Below are 18,447 nucleotides of genomic sequence, written 5' to 3' on the forward strand. Positions count from 1 at the left end.
CATCCCGTAGCCTTGATATCGGCCTGTCGCGTAGGGGCATTTGCGCGCTCGCAACCGGGAACATGAAAGCAAGTCACCGTTAAATAATGGTAAGGTGATCGGGTGCGATCGATCGCGCGGGGCGCTCGGCGACGTGCGCAAAGCGGGCTGCGCGAGCTCGGAGCGCTACCATCTGGCCGGTGATTCGCTTACAACTTGCAACCTTGGCGGACGAGGCTGGTTTCCTTCGCAATCTCAACGCGTAAAATGGCGATCTGGCTGCGGATTTTTCGCAAGATTTCCGTAGTCTTACGGTGCAAATTCTTAACCATGGAGCCGCGTGCCGTCCGTTAAACAACGGGCCATGTCACAAGAAAGCCGCCTCGCCGAGTCCGATCTCGCCGAACCCGTCGCAAGCGGTCCGGCTCTGACCGCGCTCGAAGCGGTCCGGCCGCAGGCCGTGCGCGTCGCCGCCGTTGACGACGAGGGCGCCATTGCGCGCCAGCTCAACGGCCCGCTGACTGCGCTCCTGCTCTACATGGGTGAGATCAAGCAGCTCAGCCGCGCGCTGTCGCAAAACCCGGAGGATCGGGCTTACCTGCAGAAGATCGTCGATCACGCGCTCCAGCAAACCGAACGGGTTTGTGCGCTGGTCAAGCAGATCGGCTCGACCCAGCAAGGTGCGCTGCCTGTCATCAATGCCAAATCTGAATGCGAGGAGCGCGTCGTGCGTCCCCGGCAGATCGGCCGGGCACGCCTTGCCTCCGCCACCGAGGCCGGCCAGCGTCCGCTGACGAAGCGCGAACGCGAGGTCTTGCAGCTCATCAGCGAGGGCCACTCCAACAAGCAAGGTGCGTTGCGGATGCGCATCAGCCCGCGCACCTTCGAGAGCCATCGCGCCGAGGCGATGCGAAAGCTCGGCGCTCGCAACACGGCGGAGCTGGTGCGCGCCGCGCTGCTGCTGCGGATCGGCGAGCGCGCCGACTGAAGGCCGAACGCTGTCGCCGATCCGTCGGCGTCATGCTCCAACGAGAATCTGAAGCGCGATGACGATTCAACCTAATCTCATCGCGCTTTAGTAAAAATCTTCCCGGAATGAATTGATGTGCGGTGCCGCGCGCCGCGGGGTGGCTGCCTGCTTCGGCGGGTTCGGGATGATGGTGATGATCCAGCGCGGCGGAACGCTTGCTTCCTGTTCCTGCACCGATCGGACATGACCGGTGATGGTCGTGTCGCCGGCTTTGACGGTGGCCGTTCTGCCGCTGAATTGCGCCATACGGAAACGCCGCATTTCCCTTTGATCGGCGGTTTCGAACGTGAACATGGAGCCCTCCTGTGCCTGCCGCGACTATCTCCTTTCATCCTTAGCCGGATATGAAAATCGGATGCCGTAGAAGTACGGCCGCGGCTTATGCGCGGAGGCGAGGCGCTGCTGCGATCAGGTCGGTAGGATTGCAAAGGCTTCATTGTTCACCGCGCCGGAAGCATGATCGGGCGTTAGCGCATCGGCCGATCAAGTTGCCCCGTCGGACAAGCGGCTTCAACCAGGCTCCTCATTGCGAGGAGCGAGGCGACGAAACAATCCAGAGTGCACCCGCGGAGGCAGTCTGCTATATTCCCTCATGGCTCGCCTTCCTTGCGTAGAGGCTCTACCCAGCGCAATCCGGGCAACCCTCGCAAACACATCGAGGGCGAGCCACCTGCGCAACGCAAGGACATACAGTCTTCGCTTGCGCTCGCAATGACGGCGGAGGCCGGCCCGCATCCGGGATGCGGCTGCGCGCGAAGGCGGCTTTGCCGCCAGCCTGGCTATTCGGCCGGGCCGAACACCGCTTCCATCTTGGATTTGAGCGTCGCGGCGTTGAACGGTTTGACGATGTAGTTGCTGACGCCCGCCTTCTTGGCCGCGATGACGTTTTCGGTCTTGGATTCCGCGGTGATCATGATGAAGGGAGTCTTCGAGAGCTCCGGGCTGGCGCGCACTTCGCGCAGCAGGTCATAGCCGGTCATCGGCTCCATGTTCCAATCGGAGATCACGAGCCCATATCTCTTGCCGCGCATCTTGTTCAGCGCCGACGATCCATCGCAGGCGTCGTCGACATTTTCGAAGCCGAGCTGCCGCAACAGATTGCGGATGATCCGGATCATGGTGCTGTAGTCATCGACCACAAGGATCGGCATCGACAAGTCAAAAGCCATGTCTTCCCTCCGCACAGTTCGCAAACGGCCGGACAGGGGCGAGACGTTCACAGCACACGAAGGTGTTCGATGTTGTCTTGAACTCGCGCTCGTCAGCATCGTGACAATTAGCAGCGGCGATTGAACGGCGCGTTAATCGTGCGAGCTCTCGTAGTTCTACGGAGGTGCGCAAGCCATCGTTCGGCCGCACGTCATCGTGAGCCGCGCAAGCAGGCTCGCCGATGCAATTTCCGCGGCGTGGTTAGCGGGCAATTAAACGACATCGGCAAATTGCTTTCGATATGAGAGCGGCATTGCGGTCGACAACGACGTTCGTGCCGATATTTCCGCATGAAATCGCGCAAAGGCGCGTCAGCGGCCACCGCTGCAAGCGCGGCCTGCGTCCGTATTTGCACGGAACGCGCCGTTAACGGGAATGAGAAACCCGAAGGGCTATTCATTGCAGGACGGAAATCTGTGGCCTGTCTCGGGCGGAGCCGATCACGCGAAACTCACTGCCGCATCGCTGACCAGCGCGCCGGGTCTGCAATTCCATAAGATCAGGTACGAAGGGCGATCGGAGCCCGGAGCCTTGGAAGGTTTGTTCTGATGGATGATCTGTTGCGGGAGTTTTTGACGGAGACCAGCGAGAGCTTGGACACCGTCGACAATCAGTTGGTGAAGTTCGAGCAGGAGCCGAACAACGCCAAGATCCTGGATAACATCTTCCGCCTGGTGCACACCATCAAGGGGACCTGCGGCTTTTTGGGGCTGCCGCGGCTGGAAGCGCTGGCGCATGCCGGCGAGACCTTGATGGGCAAGTTCCGCGACGGCATGCCGGTGCGGGCCGAGGCGGTGACGGTGATCCTGTCCTCGATCGACCGCATCAAGGAAATCCTCGCCGGGCTCGAGGCCACCGAGGCCGAGCCGGAGGGCAATGACCGCGACCTGATCGATCAGCTCGAGGCGATGGTCGAGCAGGGCATGGCGGCGATGTCAGCGTCAGCTCCGCTGATCGCGGCCGGCGCAGCGTCGCCGCTGCCGTCAGCGCCGCCGCCGGACGCCGCGCCCGCCGACGCCGCTGCGCCGGCCGCCGCTGCCGGCGTCACCGCGGGCACGCTGGTGGCGCAGACCCTGGAGCGGCCGCTGCGTCCGGGCGAGGTGTCGCTGGACGAGCTCGAGCGCGCCTTCCGCGAGACCGCGGTCGAGGAGGCCCCGCCCGCAGCGGCGCCGCCGCCGCCCGCGGCGAAAGCCGCCCCGCGCGCACCGGCCGCCAAGCCCAAGGAGGCGGCCAAGCCGGCCAAGCGGGCGGCGGCCGCCGCCGGCGAGGAGGCGTCCGAGAGCGAGCGCGTCGCCAACCAGTCGATCCGGGTCAATGTCGACACCCTCGAACATCTCATGACCATGGTCTCCGAGCTGGTCTTGACCCGCAACCAGCTCCTGGAGATCTCCCGCCGCAACGAGGACACCGAGTTCAAGGTGCCGCTGCAGCGGCTCTCCAACGTCACCGCCGAGCTGCAGGAGGGCGTCATGAAGACGCGCATGCAGCCGATCGGCAACGCCTGGCAGAAGCTGCCGCGCATCGTGCGCGACCTCTCGAGCGAACTGTCCAAGCAGATCGAGCTCGAGATGCACGGCGCCGACACCGAGCTCGACCGCCAGGTGCTCGACCTCATCAAGGACCCGCTCACCCATATGGTGCGCAACTCCGCCGACCACGGCCTGGAGACGGTGGCCGAGCGGCAAGCGGCCGGCAAGCCGGAGACCGGCACCATCCGCCTGTCCGCCTATCACGAGGGCGGCCACATCATCATCTGCATCGCCGACAACGGGCGCGGCCTCAACACCGAGCGGATCAAGGCGAAAGCGCTCGCGAACGGCCTCGTCACCGAGGCCGAGCTCGAGAAGATGACCGAGCCGCAGATCCACAAGTTCATCTTCGCCCCCGGCTTCTCCACCGCCGCGACCATCACCAGCGTGTCGGGCCGCGGGGTGGGCATGGACGTGGTGCGCACCAACATCGACCAGATCGGCGGCACCATCGACATCAAGTCGGTCGCCGGCGAGGGCACCGCGGTCACCATCAAGATCCCGCTGACGCTCGCCATCGTCTCGGCGCTGATCGTGGAGGCCGGCGGCGACCGCTTCGCCATTCCCCAGCTCTCGGTGGTGGAGCTGGTGCGGGCGCGGGCCAATTCCGAGCACCGCATCGAGCGCATCAAGGACACCGCGGTGCTGCGGCTGCGCAACAAGCTGCTGCCGCTGATGCATTTGAAGAAGCTCTTGATGATCGACGACGGCTCTTCATCCGATCCCGAGAACGGCTTCATCGTGGTCACGCAAGTCGGCAGCCAGACCTTCGGCATCGTGGTCGACGGCGTGTTCCACACCGAGGAGATCGTGGTCAAGCCGATGTCGACCAAGCTGCGCCACATCGACATGTTCTCCGGCAACACCATCTTGGGCGACGGCGCGGTGATCATGATCATCGACCCCAACGGCATCGCCAAAGCGCTCGGCGCCGCCGGCAATGCCAGCCGCGAGCTCGCCGACGACAGCGCCGGCCATCATGCGGCAAGCGGCGAGCAGATGACCTCGCTGCTGGTGTTCCGCGCCGGCACCAGCCAGCCCAAGGCGGTGCCGCTCGGCCTCGTCACCCGGCTCGAGGAGATCGCCGCCGACAAGATCGAGCTGAGCAACGGCCGCTACATGGTGCAGTACCGCGACCAGCTCATGCCCTTGGTGCAGATGGAGGGGGTGGAGGTGCGCGGGAGCGGCGCGCAGCCGATCCTGGTGTTCGCCGACGACGGCCGCTCGATGGGGCTCGTGGTCGACGAGATCATCGACATCGTCGAGGAGCGGCTGCACATTGAGGTCGCCGGCTCGAGCTCGGGCATTCTGGGCTCGGCGGTGATCAAGGGCCAGGCCACCGAGGTGATCGACGTCGGCCATTTCCTGCCGATGGCGTTTGCCGACTGGTTCACCCGCAAGGAGATGCGCCCGTCGATGGCCACCCAATCGGTGCTGCTGGTCGACGACAGCGCCTTCTTCCGCAACATGCTGGCGCCGGTCTTGAAGGCCGCCGGCTACAAGGTGCGGACCGCGCCGAACGCGCAGGAGGCGCTCGCGACGCTGCGCTCGGGCCAGAGCTTCGACGTGGTGCTGACCGACATCGAGATGCCGGACATGAACGGGTTCGAGTTCGCCGAGGTGATCCGCGGCGACCAGCACCTCGCGCAGATGCCGATCATCGCGCTGTCCTCGCTGGTGTCGCCGGCGGCGATCGAGCGCGGCAAGCTCGCCGGCTTCCACGATTATGTCGCCAAGTTCGACCGGCCCGGCCTGATCGCGGCGCTGAAGGAGCAGACCGCCCATGCCAGCCACAACGAGATGAGCCGGGCGGCGTAAAGGATGAGCGAGATGACCAGCAAGACGGAAACGAGCGAAGGCGCGATGGCCGAATATGTCACCGCCGTGATCGGCGGCCAGCTCTTCGGCTTGCCGATTTCCCGCGTGCAGGACGTGTTCATGCCGGAGCGGCTGACGCGGGTGCCCCTGGCGGCGGTCGAGATCGCCGGCGTGCTCAACCTGCGCGGCCGCATCGTCACCGTGATCGACATGCGCGCCCGGCTCGGCCTGCCCAGGGCCTCCGACGGCAAGCCGCCGATGGCGGTCGGCGTCGACCTGCGCGGCGAGTCCTACGGGCTTTTGATCGACCAGATCGGCGAGGTGCTGCGCCTGCCCGAGGACGGCCGCGAGGACAACCCCGTCAACCTCGATCCGCGCCTCGCCAAGCTCGCCGGCGGCGTCCATCGCCTCGACGGCCAGCTCATGGTCGTCCTCGACGTCGACCGCGTCCTCGAAATGGCGCCAAAAATCGCGCAAGCCGCTTGAGTGCTCGCTTCTCGGAGAAAGCCCAATGAAAACCTGCCTGGTGGTCGACGATTCAAGCGTGGTGCGGAAGATCGCGCGGCGTATTCTCGAAGCAATGGATTTCGAGATCGTCGAAGCCGAAGACGGCGAGAAAGCGCTGGAAGTCTGCAAGCGCGGTCTGCCGGATGCGGTGCTGCTCGATTGGAACATGCCGATCATGGACGGCTACGAGTTCCTCGGCAATCTGCGCCGCATGCCCGGTGGCGATGCGCCCAAGGTGGTGTTCTGCACCACTGAAAACGGCATCGATCATATCGCGCGCGCACTCGAGGCCGGCGCCAACGAATACATCATGAAGCCCTTCGACAAGGACATCGTCGCGGCGAAGTTCCAGGAAGTCGGTCTCATCCAGTTGCCGTCGCCGGCATCGATCTGATTCCTTAAGAGGCCGCCTGTGATTCCACCCGACTACGAATATCTGCGGAAAGTCCTCAAGGACCTTTCCGGCCTCGACCTGTCCGCCGACAAGCAATATCTGATCGAAAGCCGGCTGTTGCCGCTGGCGCGGAAGGCGGGCCTCGCCAATATCGGCGAGCTTGTGCAGAAGATGAGGGGTGGATCGCCCTCCCTGATCAACCAGGTGGTCGAAGCCATGACCACCAACGAGACCTTCTTCTTTCGCGACAAGGTCCCGTTCGACCACTTTCGCGAGACCATTATGCCTGAGATCCTGCGCGCCCGCGCAGGCCGCAAGAGCATCCGCATCTGGTGTGCCGCCGGATCGACCGGTCAGGAGCCGTATTCGATCGCGATGTGCCTGAAGGAAATGGGCGCAGCGCTTGCGGGCTGGCGCGTCGACATTCTCGCGACCGACCTGTCGCAGGAGGTGCTGGAGAAATCGAAGTCCGGCATCTACAGCCAGTTCGAGGTACAACGCGGGCTGCCGATCCAATTGCTCGTGAAATACTTCAAGCAGATGGGCGAACTCTGGCAGATCAACCCGGACGTTCGCGCCATGGTTCAGCACCGGCAGCTCAATCTGCTGCACGACTTTTCACATCTCGGCGCTTTCGACGTGATCTTCTGCCGCAACGTTCTGATCTATTTCGACCAGCAAACCAAGATCAACATTTTCGGCCGGTTGGCCAAGGCCATCGAGCCGGACGGCTTCTTGGTGCTGGGTGCGGCGGAAACGGTGGTCGGATTGAGCGAGGCTTTCAAACCATTTTCGGACCGGCGCGGCCTCTATCGGCCGAGCGGCGCACAGAACTCGCCGGGAAGAGTATGGGCAACGGGCACCGCCGCGCCGAAACTGGCGGCGATAGCAGGAATGTGAGCAATGTCGGAAGAAAACAAAGGTTCGGAGCGCGTCACCTTCAGCCGCGGATACGACGTCTGCATCATGGCAATCGACGGAACGTGGCGGCGCAATTGCCAGCTCAACGCCATCTCCGATAACGACGCCATCCTGACGGTCGAAGGCTCCATTCAAGGACTGAACCTGAAGGAGTTCTTTCTACTGTTGTCCTCGACCGGTCTCGCCTATCGCCGCTGCGAACTGGTCCGCGTCAATGGCGCCGAGATGGACATTCAGTTCATCAAGGGCAAACACAAGAAGAAGCGGTCCGGCAGCTCGTCCGACGACGACGCCTTGATGCACGCCTGATCAGGGCGGAGGCTCGTCGCCTGCGCGGCTTGCGCCTGCGTGCCTTGAAGCTCTATTGTTAAATGGTGCGCCGCGCGGGCAGGTCGTGGAACCCGCTGGCGCTGCGGCCAGATGTCTCTTCGTACACTGCCTTGGTTTCGAACAGGAACTGCAGGGCGGCGGCGAGGTTCGTATTGCAAGCAGCAAGCGCGGCTTCCGCTTGCGTATAGAGCGGCGTGACGTCGTCGAGCACGACGACATCGGCGAATTCCTGATTGCCGATGCAATCCTGGACCTTCGCGGCTTCGATCAACTTCATGCTGGCCTGGACATGATCGATGAGCGACACCAGGTCCGAAACGATCAAATAGAAGCCGTCGTTCCGATCTTCGGATGGAACCGCCGCGTCATCGGCTTTCGCATTCCGCACGGGTGTTCTCCATCAATGCGGTTTAGGCGGCTACGGCTACTTGTGAGTTAAGGCCCCCTCCCGTACAAATACGGGTGGGGCGAATCTGCGCCAAACGCTAACGGTTTGGTGCGCACGTCATTTGTAACTCTACGGACGAAGGCACATGGCCGAGAAACCTGCCTCCCGCGGTGAAATCTTCGTGGTTGATGACGATCCCGCCGTTCGCGAAACCCTCTCTCTGGTGTTGTCTGCGGCGGGCTACCAGGTGATCTGCTTTGCGGACGGCGCTGCGCTGCTCGCGGTCGCGCGAAGCCGGACGCCGGCCGCGATCTTGCTCGACGTTCACATTCCCGGCAAATCCGGGCTCGACATCCTGAGGGAACTGCATGGCGAGGATTATCCGGCGCCTATCTTCATGATCTCGGGCCAGGGCGATATCGCCATGGCCGTCAGCGCCATCAAGAACGGCGCGCTCGATTTCATCGAAAAGCCGTTTCGGGGCAGCGAGATCGTGGCCCGTCTCGACGAGGCAATCGGCGCCTATGCACGCCGCCAGGCGCAGAGTTCGTCCAGCATCGCCACGCTGCATTTCCCCGGCCGCGAACCGCTGACGCGGCGCGAGCGCGAGGTGCTGGAGCAATTCACCGCAGGCGCGTCCAACAAGGAAGCTGGCCGCACCCTCGGCATCAGTCCGCGCACGATCGAGGATCACCGCGCCAACATCATGAAAAAGCTCGGCGCCAGGAACGCGGCCGATCTGGTCCGGATCGTGATGACCGCGCAACAGCGCGCGTCGTAGAACTTCTCCCTCCTCATCCCTCCAGCGCGCGGCGGATCATGCGGGCCATGTCCGATTTGCGATAGGGCTTTGCCAGCAGCAGAACGCCGGAGTCGAGCCGGCCGTGGTGGATGATGGCGTTTTCGGTGTAGCCTGACGTGAACAGCACTTTCAGGTCGGGAAGGTGCTTCTGCAGGTGATCGGCGAGCTGCCGCCCGTTCATGAGGCCGGGCATGATCACGTCGGTGAACAAGAGATCGAATTTGTGCCCCTGGTCGACGAGGGAGAGCGCCTCGCTCGCGTTCGCCGCATCCAGCGTGACGTAGCCGAGCGAATGGAGCTGCGTCAGCACATAGTCCCTCACCAGGCGATCGTCCTCGACGACCAGGATGGTTTCATGGCCGCCTTCGATTTCCGGCGCAGCGTGGCTTTCCGGCGCGAGCGATGCGCCCGTGCCGGGCGGCAGATACATCTTGATGGTCGTCCCGACGCCCTCTTCGCTGTAAATCTTGATGTGACCGGCCGACTGCTTGATGAAGCCATAGACCATGCTGAGGCCTAGGCCGGTGCCCTTGCCCGGGCCCTTGGAGGTGAAGAACGGATCGAACACCCGGTCGAGGATGGCGGCGGGAATGCCGGTTCCCGTATCGCTCACCGCGATCATGGAATAGCGGCCCGGCCGAACGTCGTTCACCCTCGCGTAAGCTTCGTCGAGATAGATCGAGGCCGTTTCCAGGATCAGCTTGCCGCCGCCCGGCATCGCATCACGCGCGTTCAGCGCCAGATTGAGGATCGCTGTGGCGAGCTGATTGGGGTCCACCAGGGCGATGCAGGCCTCGTCCTCGAACACCGATTCGATCTCGATGTGCTCGCCCAGCGTCGGCCGCAACAGCTTGGCCGTATCGATGATCAGGGTGTTGATATCGATCTCCCGCGGCTGCAGCGGCTGCCGGCGCGCGAAGGCGAGCAGGTGCTGGGTGAGGTCGGCACCGCGCGCGGCCGCCTCGTCGATCATCTTGGTGATTGCCGCAAGCTGCGGCTCCTTGGCGACGGCCGCGCCCAGGATTTCAATGGTTCCGGTGATGACGGTCAGGATGTTGTTGAAGTCGTGGGCGATGCCGCCGGTGAGCTGGCCGATCGCCTCCATCTTTTCGGACTGCCTGATACGCTCCTCGGCCGCGATCTTCTCGGTGAGATCGCGGAAAAAGCCGTTGAAGACAAAGCCCGTGCGCGTCTTCGTGGCGGTCAGGCTGAGCTCGGCCGTCAATTCCTTGCCGTCGCGCCGCCGCACCGTGATTTCGCGGCGGGGGCCGAGGATCTGGCCATGGCCAAGAGTGCGGAAGCGCGACAGTGCTTCGCGGAGCTCGTCGTGGTCCGCTTCCACGACGACGAGTTGAATCAGGTCCTTGCCGAGCACGGCGTCGCGCGACCAGCCGAAAATCTGCTCGGCCTGCGAATTCCAGTTGAGGATACTGCCGTTTTCATCGATCTGCACGAAGGCGTCGAGCGCAGTCTCGATGATGTTGCGCGCGAGCTGCTCGCTTTCGCGCAGGCTCTCCTGCGCAAGCCGGCTCTCGGTGGTGTCGCGGCCGACGAAGAAATAGCGCTTGACCGGTTCGGACCATGTGCCGAGCCATGACAGGGTTACGGCCCGGCCGTCCTTGTGGATCATGCGCGTGTCGGAGATCTTGGAACGGTCGCCGCGTCGCGCGGCGCCCATCTCCGCTTGCGTCATCGCGAGGTCGTCGGGATGAATGAACTCGGCGCTGCTGTGGCCGATCATTTCCTCGGGCCTGAAGCCCAGGATGGTCTCGCAGCTCGGGCTGACCTGAACCAGCGCGCCTCCGGCATCCATGACCAGGATCAGGTCCTGCGAATTCTCGAAAATGCGCTCCCGCTCCTCGAGCTGCTGGCGCAGCGCGAGCTCGGTCTGGCGCAACTCGGTGATGTCGCGGGCGATCTTGGAGGCGCCGATGATCTCGCCGGCAGCGTTCCTGATCGGCGAGATGGACAGCGAGACTTGCACGAGCGTGCCGTCCTTGCGCCTGCGCATGGTTTCGTGGTGCTCGATCCGCTCGCCGCGCAAGATCCGCCGCAGGATCGCCTGCACCTCCTCGCCGCGGTCGGGAGGGACGATCAGGTTGATGCTTTGGCCGACAGCCTCTTCCGCGCTGTAGCCGAACAGGCGTTCGGCGGCGGGGTTCCATCCGGTGATGATGCCGTCCAGCGACTTGGTGACGATCGCATCATTGGACGATTCGACCATCGCGCTGAACAGGCGGTCGCGCGCGGCATAGTGGTCCCGCGCCGCTTCAGTGCGACGATGCTCCTGCACCTCGCGTTCGAGTTCGGCGGTCTTGGCTTTCACCTCGTTCATCGCGCGCGCGAAGGCCTGCGCCAGCACGGCGGTCTCGCCGCTGGCATCGGGCGGGACCTTGAACGGCTCGTCACGGCCGATTCCCTCGACCGCCGCGCGCAATCGGTTGATGGGGCGCGTCAGCGAGCGCGCGATGGCGAACGCAAGCGCGGCCGCGCCAAGCATGGCGATCAGTCCGACCTGCAGCGACGTTCTGCTGATCGCCGTCGCGGTGGCCACGAACACGGCGTTCGGGACCGTTTCGATGATTCCGATCCATTGCTTGTCGACCAGCATGGCCGGCGCGAGCGCCGCTCCGCCAGGCCGTCGTGAGCTGTCGGGGATCACCCGCACGCCGCTTTGCGATCCCCCGACCAGGGACGCGAAATAGGGAAAATCCTTCTGCCAGTCTCTTCGCCCGCCGAGGTCGCTTGCGAATTCGCGCGAGGGCTCGGGGTGGACGAGATAGTCGCCTTTGGCGTCGACGACGTAGATCTGCTCTCCGGGGCGCGCCGGCGTCCGGATGCGCTCCAGGCACGGACGCATATCGACATTGATGACGACGATGCCGAAGAGCTTGCCGCCGGGCGCGAAAATCGGTGTCGCGACGCGCAATGTCGGCACATGCGGCACCTCGATGGTGCCGTTCTCCTGGTTGAGATCCACCGGCGAGACGTAGACCTCGTCCGGCTTTAGCTTGATGGTCTCCTTGAAATAGGCTCGGTCGCCCTTTCGCTGCAATTCGCCATCGGGCACGACCCGAACCGCCCCGTTCGGACCGGAGCGGTCGACGCGGACCAGCTCACGTCCTCCATCGTCGAGGCCGATCAGACGGAATTGCGAATAGGCCGGCTTGGCTTCGAGCTCCGCGGCGAGCTGACCGATGAGCCGGCCTCGCCAGGTGCTTTCGGCGACGTGGTCGACCGGATCGGTCCCGCCGTTGACATGCGCGGTGACCATGCCCTGCACCGCCGTGCGGGTCGAGAAGGTCGCCACATCGGCGCGCGCGCCGCGAACATAGGAGCGCAGGTCGCTGGCAACGAGTTTCGAATGCGACTCGATGCGGTCGAGGATGCGCGGCAGCAGCGCCTGTTCCAGGTTGTGATAGCCGAGCAGTCCGACGGCGGAAACCGCAGCGGCGACCACCAGGATCATCGCAAGGGCGAGGCGGGTAGTGAGCGTCATCTCTCTCTTCGCGCCACCGGTCATCCCGGCTGCACCTTCAGGTCAGGAGCCGGACGCGCCATCGCGGTCCGATCCCCTGGCTTGACGATGACCGCTTCGCGGCCGCAAGACAACCGGAAAGTGTCTCCGGCAACGCCGGCCGGAAAAGTTTGGGCACGGCGTAGGCGCGTCGCACGAACCGCCTCCATGGACGGTTCCATACATTGGCAGTGTGCCTGGCGGAGGGCTTGGAGGGATGGACGCTGAGAGGGCCGATGAAATCGCCCTGCGCATCAAGCTGGTTCGGCTTCCCGCTCCGCGGCGGCTGGCGATGCCTCGGATATCGGGGGCGAACGCCGGGTGAATTGCTCGACAAGCTCCTTGTAGATGTTGAAGTAGACCATGCGATCGAGGTGCTCGATGGCATCCTGCTGGTCGCCGGGACCATCGATGTAGCGTGACGGATCGACCGTGAATACGTTCGGAAAACGCCGCACCACTTCGTTCACGGCCGCATGATGGATCTGGACTGTGAACTCGCCTGCGCTCGCAATGACGCGCGCGCCTTACTGCGCCCCAAACGGCACCGACGCGCGAACGCGATAGGTCCACACGGCAAAATTGCCGCCGATGCCGCCGCGTTCGCCACCGATGGCGAGTTGGGCGCCATTGGCAAATCGCGTCGCCACGCCGGCGGTCGCGCGGGCTGACCAGCCATCCATGACAAACTGCGTCGGCACGGAAGGCGCAACCGGCGCGCCGGCGTTGTCGGTGTTGAAATAGTAATCGCCGTAGAGGCCGACATAAGGCGCCCATTCGGCGGTCGGAGACCAGGCAATCGGATAAGTGACCTTCACGCCGGCGCTGGCGCGGCCGGTCGAGAAATCGCGCGCGGCCTGCAACGTTCCGAGACTGTCGGTGTAGGCATCCTCGCGCTCCCACAGCGCGTAGACGCGCGCGGACGGCTCGATCACAAAGCCGCTCGTCTTATACGTGCCGGTCAGTCCGGCAGACAGCAACCAGCGATGGCCTGGGAATGATCCGGATGCCGTGCCAGCAAGGCCATCATAGCCGATGCCGGAATAGGTGAACGCCGCATCGAAGCGGATGTCTTGCGCGATCATCCATCCGACGTAGGGGCCAATGGTCCAGCCGTCGCCCTTCAACCGGCCCTGCAGCGCATCGGAGCGATAGTCGAACGTCTCGTAACCGCCGAGCGCGCCGACCAGCACGTTCGGCAACACCCTTCGCGTCACGCCGGCCAGCACGTTGATCTGGTTGCCGTAGAGGAACGGCGCGCCCGACAACGTGCTCGCGCCGCTGCCGGTGCTCCAGCGATCGAGCGTCGTGCCATGGATCTCGGCCCAGACCAGCCAATCCCGTGGCGCGACGTAACGCGGCGGTGCCTTGGTCGGCATGGCGCTTGCCAGCGCATCGAACGCGCTATCGACGCGACCTGTGCTCTTGCCGGCATAAGCCTGCAGGGCGGAGCTTTGGCCGCCTTCGCTGAGCGGGGCGCTTGCGTTGCGCGCGGACTCGGCCGAGCTGCTGGCGATTTGTGACGGGCTAGCGTCGGGATCGGCCGCGAAGTTGAATCGGATGCCAGTCGCGCTCGGGCTGATCAAAGTGCCGCCGGTCGTGCTGAACCCTTCGCTGATGGCGCTGTCGACGGCGCCGGAGATCGCCTGTCCGGAGTTTTGCGCCACCACGGGTGCGGCCAGCACCTGCAACGTCCGCAGCTTGAGACTGTCGGAAGGCGTATTCACGACCTGGATCAGCGCGGCGGACGTGCTCGCGGCGAAGCCGGATGCGCCAAGATAGCTCGCCGTGATCGTGTGATGGCCGGCTGCAAGTGAGGTGGTGGTGAAGGTCGCGACACCGCCAGACAGCGCGACCGTTCCCAGCGCCGTGCCGCCATCCTTGAAGGTCACGTTGCCTGTCGGCGCACCGCCGGGGCTCGTCACATTTGCGGTGAAGATCACCGCCTGTCCCGCCTGGCTCGGGTTGGGCGAGGAAGATAGCGATATGGTCGTCGCGTTGACGCTGACGGTCTGCTGACGTGTTGCCGAGCTCGTGGCGAAATTGACATCGCCGGAATAGGTGGCCGTGACGGTGAAGCTGCCTCCCGTCGTATAGGCGTGGGTGATCGTTGCAGCGCCGCCGACGAGGCTGCTTGTTGCGGTCGCCCCGTCTCCGAAGTTGAAGGTGACCGTCCCACTGGGGGTGCCTCCCGAGCCCGTGACTGTCGCGGTGAATGTCACGGACTGTCCGACGCTGCTTGGATCGGGCGTGGACGTCAGGGTCGTCGACGATGATGACGGATTCGCCACATTTTGCGACAGTGTCGCGGAACTCGGCGAATAGCTTGCGCTGCCGCCATACGCTGCAGTGACCACGAAACTGCCGGCCCTCGCGTATGTGTGCGGTGTGCTGGCGACGCCGCCGCCAAGAACAACAGTGGCGGACGTGCCGTCTCCGAAGTCGAAGGTGACGGTGCCTGTGGGGGTGATGCCGCTCGCGCCCGATACGGTCGCGGTGAAGGTGACGGATTGGCCTGCCACGCTGGAAGCCGATGAGGATGCGAGCGTCGTTGCCGATGCCGCGGCGTTGATGGTTTCGTTTAGCGTGCCCGAGCTCGCCGCCACGTCCGAGGTGCCGCCATAATTTGCGGTGACGGTGAAGTTGCCTGTCGATGTGTAGGCATGCGTGGCTTGTGCAACTCCGCCCGACAGCGAGGCCGTGAAACTCGCACCGTCGCCGAAGTTGAAGGTCACGGTGCCGGACGAGGCCGGGATCCCACCGGTCTGCGTGACGCTCGCTGTGAAGGTTACGGTCTGACCGACCGAGGCTGGACTGGGCACGGCGGATAGGGTCGTCGCGCTGGATGCTTGAGCGACTTGCTGTCCGACGCTTCCGTTGCTTGGCGCGTAAGTGGGGTCGCCCGAATAAGTGGCGCTGACGGCGAAGGTCCCGACGCTTGTGTAGGTGTGCGTGACAGAGCCGGTCCCTCCTCCGTTAAGCGCGGCGACGGCGGCACCTGTGCCATCTCCGAAGTCGACAGAGACGACTCCAGTCGGAGTGCCCGATGCACCGGTAACCGTGACAGTGAAAGTCACAGCCTGGTTGACCAAGCTTGGGCTCTGCGAAGACACAACGGTCGTGGTGCTGGAGACGGGAGCTGCTTGCGCCCGGTCAGCAAGACCAAGTGACGTGATGATCAGCGATAACAGGGAAGCAACGAACCACTTCAGCCGGTAGTTCTGACGCCCGACGAGGGCGTGTCCGACAATAGGGAAGTCCACGGCAACTCTTCAAGAACGACTGCAGGAATGACCATTTTCGCGTGTCGCAGGACCTAGCCGCTCTGGTCGGAAAAGTCTGTTACGGTACGGTCACACCGCCGCAAATAATGCGGCAAAAATGCAGGGATCGAAGAGGCCGACGCGAAGCGGCGGGGGAAGGGGACCCCAACCGTACTCGGCTGGTGGAGACAAACTCGTCATGCTGGCCTTGTGCCGGGCATCCACGTCTTTGTTTTGTGTGAAGAAAGGCGTGGATGGCCGGGTCAAGCCCGACCACGACGATGCGGAAATATCAGCGCAAAATGCCGGCGGCGCCATACGCCCTGCCGCAAGCGGGGCGAGGACCGAGATTCGCAAACCAGCTCTTCAACTAAGCATCGTCACGCGCAAGCCCCACCGCCCACAGCGCAAACGCATAGACGATGGCGATTTCGTCGAGGCGGTTGAAGCGCCCGGAGGCACCACCGTGGCCGGCGCCCATGTTGGTGCGCAGCATCACCGGGCCGCCGCCTGTCATGGTGGCGCGCAGCCGCGCGATCCATTTCGCCGGCTCCCAATAGGTGACGCGCGGATCGGTCAGGCCCGCCATGGCAAGGATCGCCGGATAGGTCTTCGCCGCAACATTGTCATAGGGCGAATAAGACAGGATGGTGCGAAAGTCCTGTTCGCTGAGAAGCGGATTGCCCCATTCCGGCCATTCGGGCGGCGTCAGCGGCAGCGTGTCGTCCAGCATGGTGTTGAGCACGTCGACGAACGGCACCTCCGCGACGATACCGGCAAACAGCTCGCCGGCGCGATTGGCAACGGCCCCCATCAACATGCCGCCGGCGCTGCCGCCATGGCCGACGATGCGCTTCTTGCCCGTGTATTTGGCCTCGATCAGCGCACGGGCGCAGGCCGCGAAATCATCAAAACTGTTGGTCTTCTTCTCGCGCTTGCCGTCGAGATACCAGCCCCAGCCCTTGTCGGTGCCGCCGCGGATATGCGCGATCGCATAGACGAAGCCGCGATCGACCAGCGACAGGCGATTGGTATTGAACGAAGCGGGCATGGCATGGCCGTAGGAGCCGTAGCCATAGAGCAACAGCGGCGCGTTGCCGTCGCGCTTGAAGTCGCGGCGATGCAGCAGCGAGATCGGCACCTCCACGCCATCATGGGCGATCGTCATGATGCGCGTCGTGACATAGTCGGCGGGATTGTGGCCGGATGGGATTTCCTGGCGCTTGCGCAAAACGCGCGTCCGCTTCGTCATGTCGTAGTCATAGACCTCCGACGGCGTCGTCATCGACGAATAGGCGAAGCGCAAATTCGTGGTATCGAATTCGTAGGAGCCCATGGTGTCGAGCGAATAGGCAGCCTCATCGAAAGCGATGGCGTGCTCCTCGCCCGTCGCGAGATCGCGGATGATGATGGACGGCAGCGCATGGGCGCGCTCCAGCCGCACCAGGTGGCCCGAATAGAGATCGTGGCCGAGGATGTAGACTCCCGGGCGATGGCCGATCAGGTCGCGCCAGTTGGCGCGCTGGGGCGCGGCGAGCGGGGCGGTGACGATCTTGAAGTCGATCGCGTTATCCGCATTGGTGAGGATGAACAGTTCCTCGCCGCGATCGGCTATCGAATATTGCACGCCCTTCTCGCGCGCAGCGATCAGGCGCGGCGGCGCATCGGGGTTCTTCAAATCGATCAGGCGCTGCTCGGAGGTTTCGTGGTCGCCGCCGGCGATCACGCAGAAGCGGCCCGAGGTCGATTCGTGCAGATGGGTGAACCAGCCGGGATCCTGTTCCTCATAGACGAGGATGTCGTCCTCCTGTGCGGTGCCAAGCCGGTGCCGCCAGACCTGCATCGGCCGGTGGTTCTCGTCGAGCTTGACATAGAAGAGGCTCTTGCAGTCCGCGCTCCACACCATGCCGCCGTCGGTGTCCTCGACGAGATCGTCGAAATCCTCACCCGTTTGCCAATCGCGGATGCGGATCGCGAAATATTCCGAGCCCTTGGTATCGGCGCTCCAAGCCTGCAAGCGGTGATCCCAGGAATGGCGGCTGTCGCCGAACTTGAAATAGCCGTGGTCCTTGGCGAGCGCGTCACCGTCGAGCACGATGTGCTCGTTGCCGCCATCGCGCGGCATGCGGCCGAACATCTCGTGCTGGCCGCCCTCGCGGAACTTGCGGAAATAGGCGTAAGGCCCGTCCGGCGAGGGCACGCTGGAATCGTCCTCCTTGATGCGGCCGCGCATTTCCGCAACCAGCTTCTTCTGCAGCGTCGCGGTATGGCCGAGCAGGCTCTCGGTATAGCTGTTCTCGGCTTCGAGATAGGCGCGGATATCCGGATCCAGGACCGCCGGATCGTGCAGGACCTCCTGCCAGTTCGGATCCTTCAACCAGGCATAGTCGTCGGTGACGGTAATGCCGTGGCGGGTGAAGGAATGCGGCCGGCGGGCAGCCACCGGCGGCTTCACGGCGGCAGCCTGTTTATCCAGGATTTCAGTCACTTAGGTCCTCGTTGACGCGGGGCTTCGATCGGGTCCGGGACATATGGGCGCGGAACGGCGGATTGCTATATGCCGGGCGAACCGTCTTTGTGAGGCGCCTGCTTGAACCGTCATCCTAAGGCGCCGACGCGAAGCGGCGGCCTCGAAGGATGAACGGCCCCGCTGCGAGACCCGGGCCGTCGCCCTTCAAGACGCCGCACGTTGCGCGGGGATTGGGATCCTATTTCGATGTTGCGTCCGCGCTAAAGCGCGATGGGATTAGGTCGAATCGC

The 18,447-nt window shown here is 64.0% G+C and carries 14 protein-coding genes; 7 read left to right on the forward strand and 7 right to left on the reverse strand.

Annotation, left to right across the window (positions count from 1 at the left end):
- Positions 1-343 precede the first annotated feature (343 nt).
- Entirely contained in the window at positions 344-967 is a 624-nt protein-coding gene (locus P6U23_RS02030) for a LuxR C-terminal-related transcriptional regulator (RefSeq protein ID WP_407177952.1), read from the forward strand.
- Positions 968-1,054: 87 nt separating this feature from the next.
- Here P6U23_RS02030 and P6U23_RS02035 read toward each other — a convergent pair whose 3' ends face one another.
- Complete coding sequence (locus tag P6U23_RS02035) at positions 1,055-1,303, reverse strand: hypothetical protein (protein ID WP_407177953.1); 249 nt, start codon at positions 1,301-1,303, stop codon at positions 1,055-1,057.
- A gap of 485 nt (positions 1,304-1,788) precedes the next feature.
- Positions 1,789-2,178 carry a response regulator gene (locus P6U23_RS02040; RefSeq protein ID WP_407177954.1) on the reverse strand — a complete coding sequence of 130 codons (390 nt, stop codon included), beginning with the start codon at positions 2,176-2,178 and terminating at the stop codon, positions 1,789-1,791.
- Positions 2,179-2,766: 588 nt separating this feature from the next.
- Between P6U23_RS02040 and P6U23_RS02045 the strand changes: the two genes are divergently transcribed.
- From P6U23_RS02045 to P6U23_RS02065, 5 genes are read left to right on the forward strand one after another with little or no spacing between them, the layout of a single operon-like run.
- Positions 2,767-5,565, forward strand: coding sequence for a chemotaxis protein CheW (locus P6U23_RS02045; RefSeq protein WP_407177955.1), 2,799 nt, complete (start codon positions 2,767-2,769; stop codon positions 5,563-5,565).
- A gap of 12 nt (positions 5,566-5,577) precedes the next feature.
- A complete protein-coding gene (locus P6U23_RS02050) occupies positions 5,578-6,051 on the forward strand; it encodes a chemotaxis protein CheW (protein ID WP_407177956.1) in 474 nt (157 codons plus the stop codon).
- Between the two features lie 25 nt (positions 6,052-6,076).
- Positions 6,077-6,466, forward strand: coding sequence for a PleD family two-component system response regulator (locus P6U23_RS02055; RefSeq protein ID WP_407177957.1), 390 nt, complete (start codon positions 6,077-6,079; stop codon positions 6,464-6,466).
- A gap of 18 nt (positions 6,467-6,484) precedes the next feature.
- Complete coding sequence (locus P6U23_RS02060) at positions 6,485-7,366, forward strand: CheR family methyltransferase (RefSeq protein WP_407177958.1); 882 nt, start codon at positions 6,485-6,487, stop codon at positions 7,364-7,366.
- A 3-nt stretch (positions 7,367-7,369) separates the two neighbouring features.
- Positions 7,370-7,696: a hypothetical protein gene (locus P6U23_RS02065; RefSeq protein ID WP_024511775.1), complete on the forward strand. Its 327-nt coding sequence runs from the start codon at positions 7,370-7,372 to the stop codon at positions 7,694-7,696.
- A 58-nt stretch (positions 7,697-7,754) separates the two neighbouring features.
- On the opposite strand, the gene P6U23_RS02070 is transcribed toward P6U23_RS02065, so the two are convergent.
- Positions 7,755-8,105, reverse strand: coding sequence for a hypothetical protein (locus tag P6U23_RS02070; RefSeq protein WP_407177959.1), 351 nt, complete (start codon positions 8,103-8,105; stop codon positions 7,755-7,757).
- A 145-nt stretch (positions 8,106-8,250) separates the two neighbouring features.
- On the opposite strand from P6U23_RS02070, the gene P6U23_RS02075 reads away from it, so the two are divergent.
- On the forward strand, positions 8,251-8,886 hold the full coding sequence (locus P6U23_RS02075) for a response regulator transcription factor (protein ID WP_024511773.1): 636 nt from the start codon (positions 8,251-8,253) through the stop codon (positions 8,884-8,886).
- A gap of 13 nt (positions 8,887-8,899) precedes the next feature.
- Here the strand turns inward: P6U23_RS02075 and P6U23_RS02080 are convergent, their stop codons facing one another.
- The 4 genes from P6U23_RS02080 to P6U23_RS02095 all read right to left on the reverse strand — a co-directional run bounded on the left by P6U23_RS02080 (position 8,900) and on the right by P6U23_RS02095 (position 18,175).
- Positions 8,900-12,406: a PAS domain S-box protein gene (locus P6U23_RS02080; RefSeq protein WP_407177960.1), complete on the reverse strand. Its 3,507-nt coding sequence runs from the start codon at positions 12,404-12,406 to the stop codon at positions 8,900-8,902.
- 272 nt (positions 12,407-12,678) lie between these two features.
- Positions 12,679-12,894 (reverse strand): hypothetical protein, encoded by a 216-nt coding sequence (locus P6U23_RS02085; protein WP_407177961.1) that lies wholly within the window; start codon positions 12,892-12,894, stop codon positions 12,679-12,681.
- 57 nt (positions 12,895-12,951) lie between these two features.
- Complete coding sequence (locus tag P6U23_RS02090) at positions 12,952-15,687, reverse strand: Ig-like domain repeat protein (protein ID WP_407177962.1); 2,736 nt, start codon at positions 15,685-15,687, stop codon at positions 12,952-12,954.
- A gap of 370 nt (positions 15,688-16,057) precedes the next feature.
- Positions 16,058-18,175 (reverse strand): S9 family peptidase, encoded by a 2,118-nt coding sequence (locus P6U23_RS02095; protein WP_407177963.1) that lies wholly within the window; start codon positions 18,173-18,175, stop codon positions 16,058-16,060.
- Positions 18,176-18,447 lie beyond the last annotated feature (272 nt).

It is taken from the genome of Bradyrhizobium sp. STM 3562, from assembly GCF_045571435.1.
GTDB lineage: Bacteria > Pseudomonadota > Alphaproteobacteria > Rhizobiales > Xanthobacteraceae > Bradyrhizobium.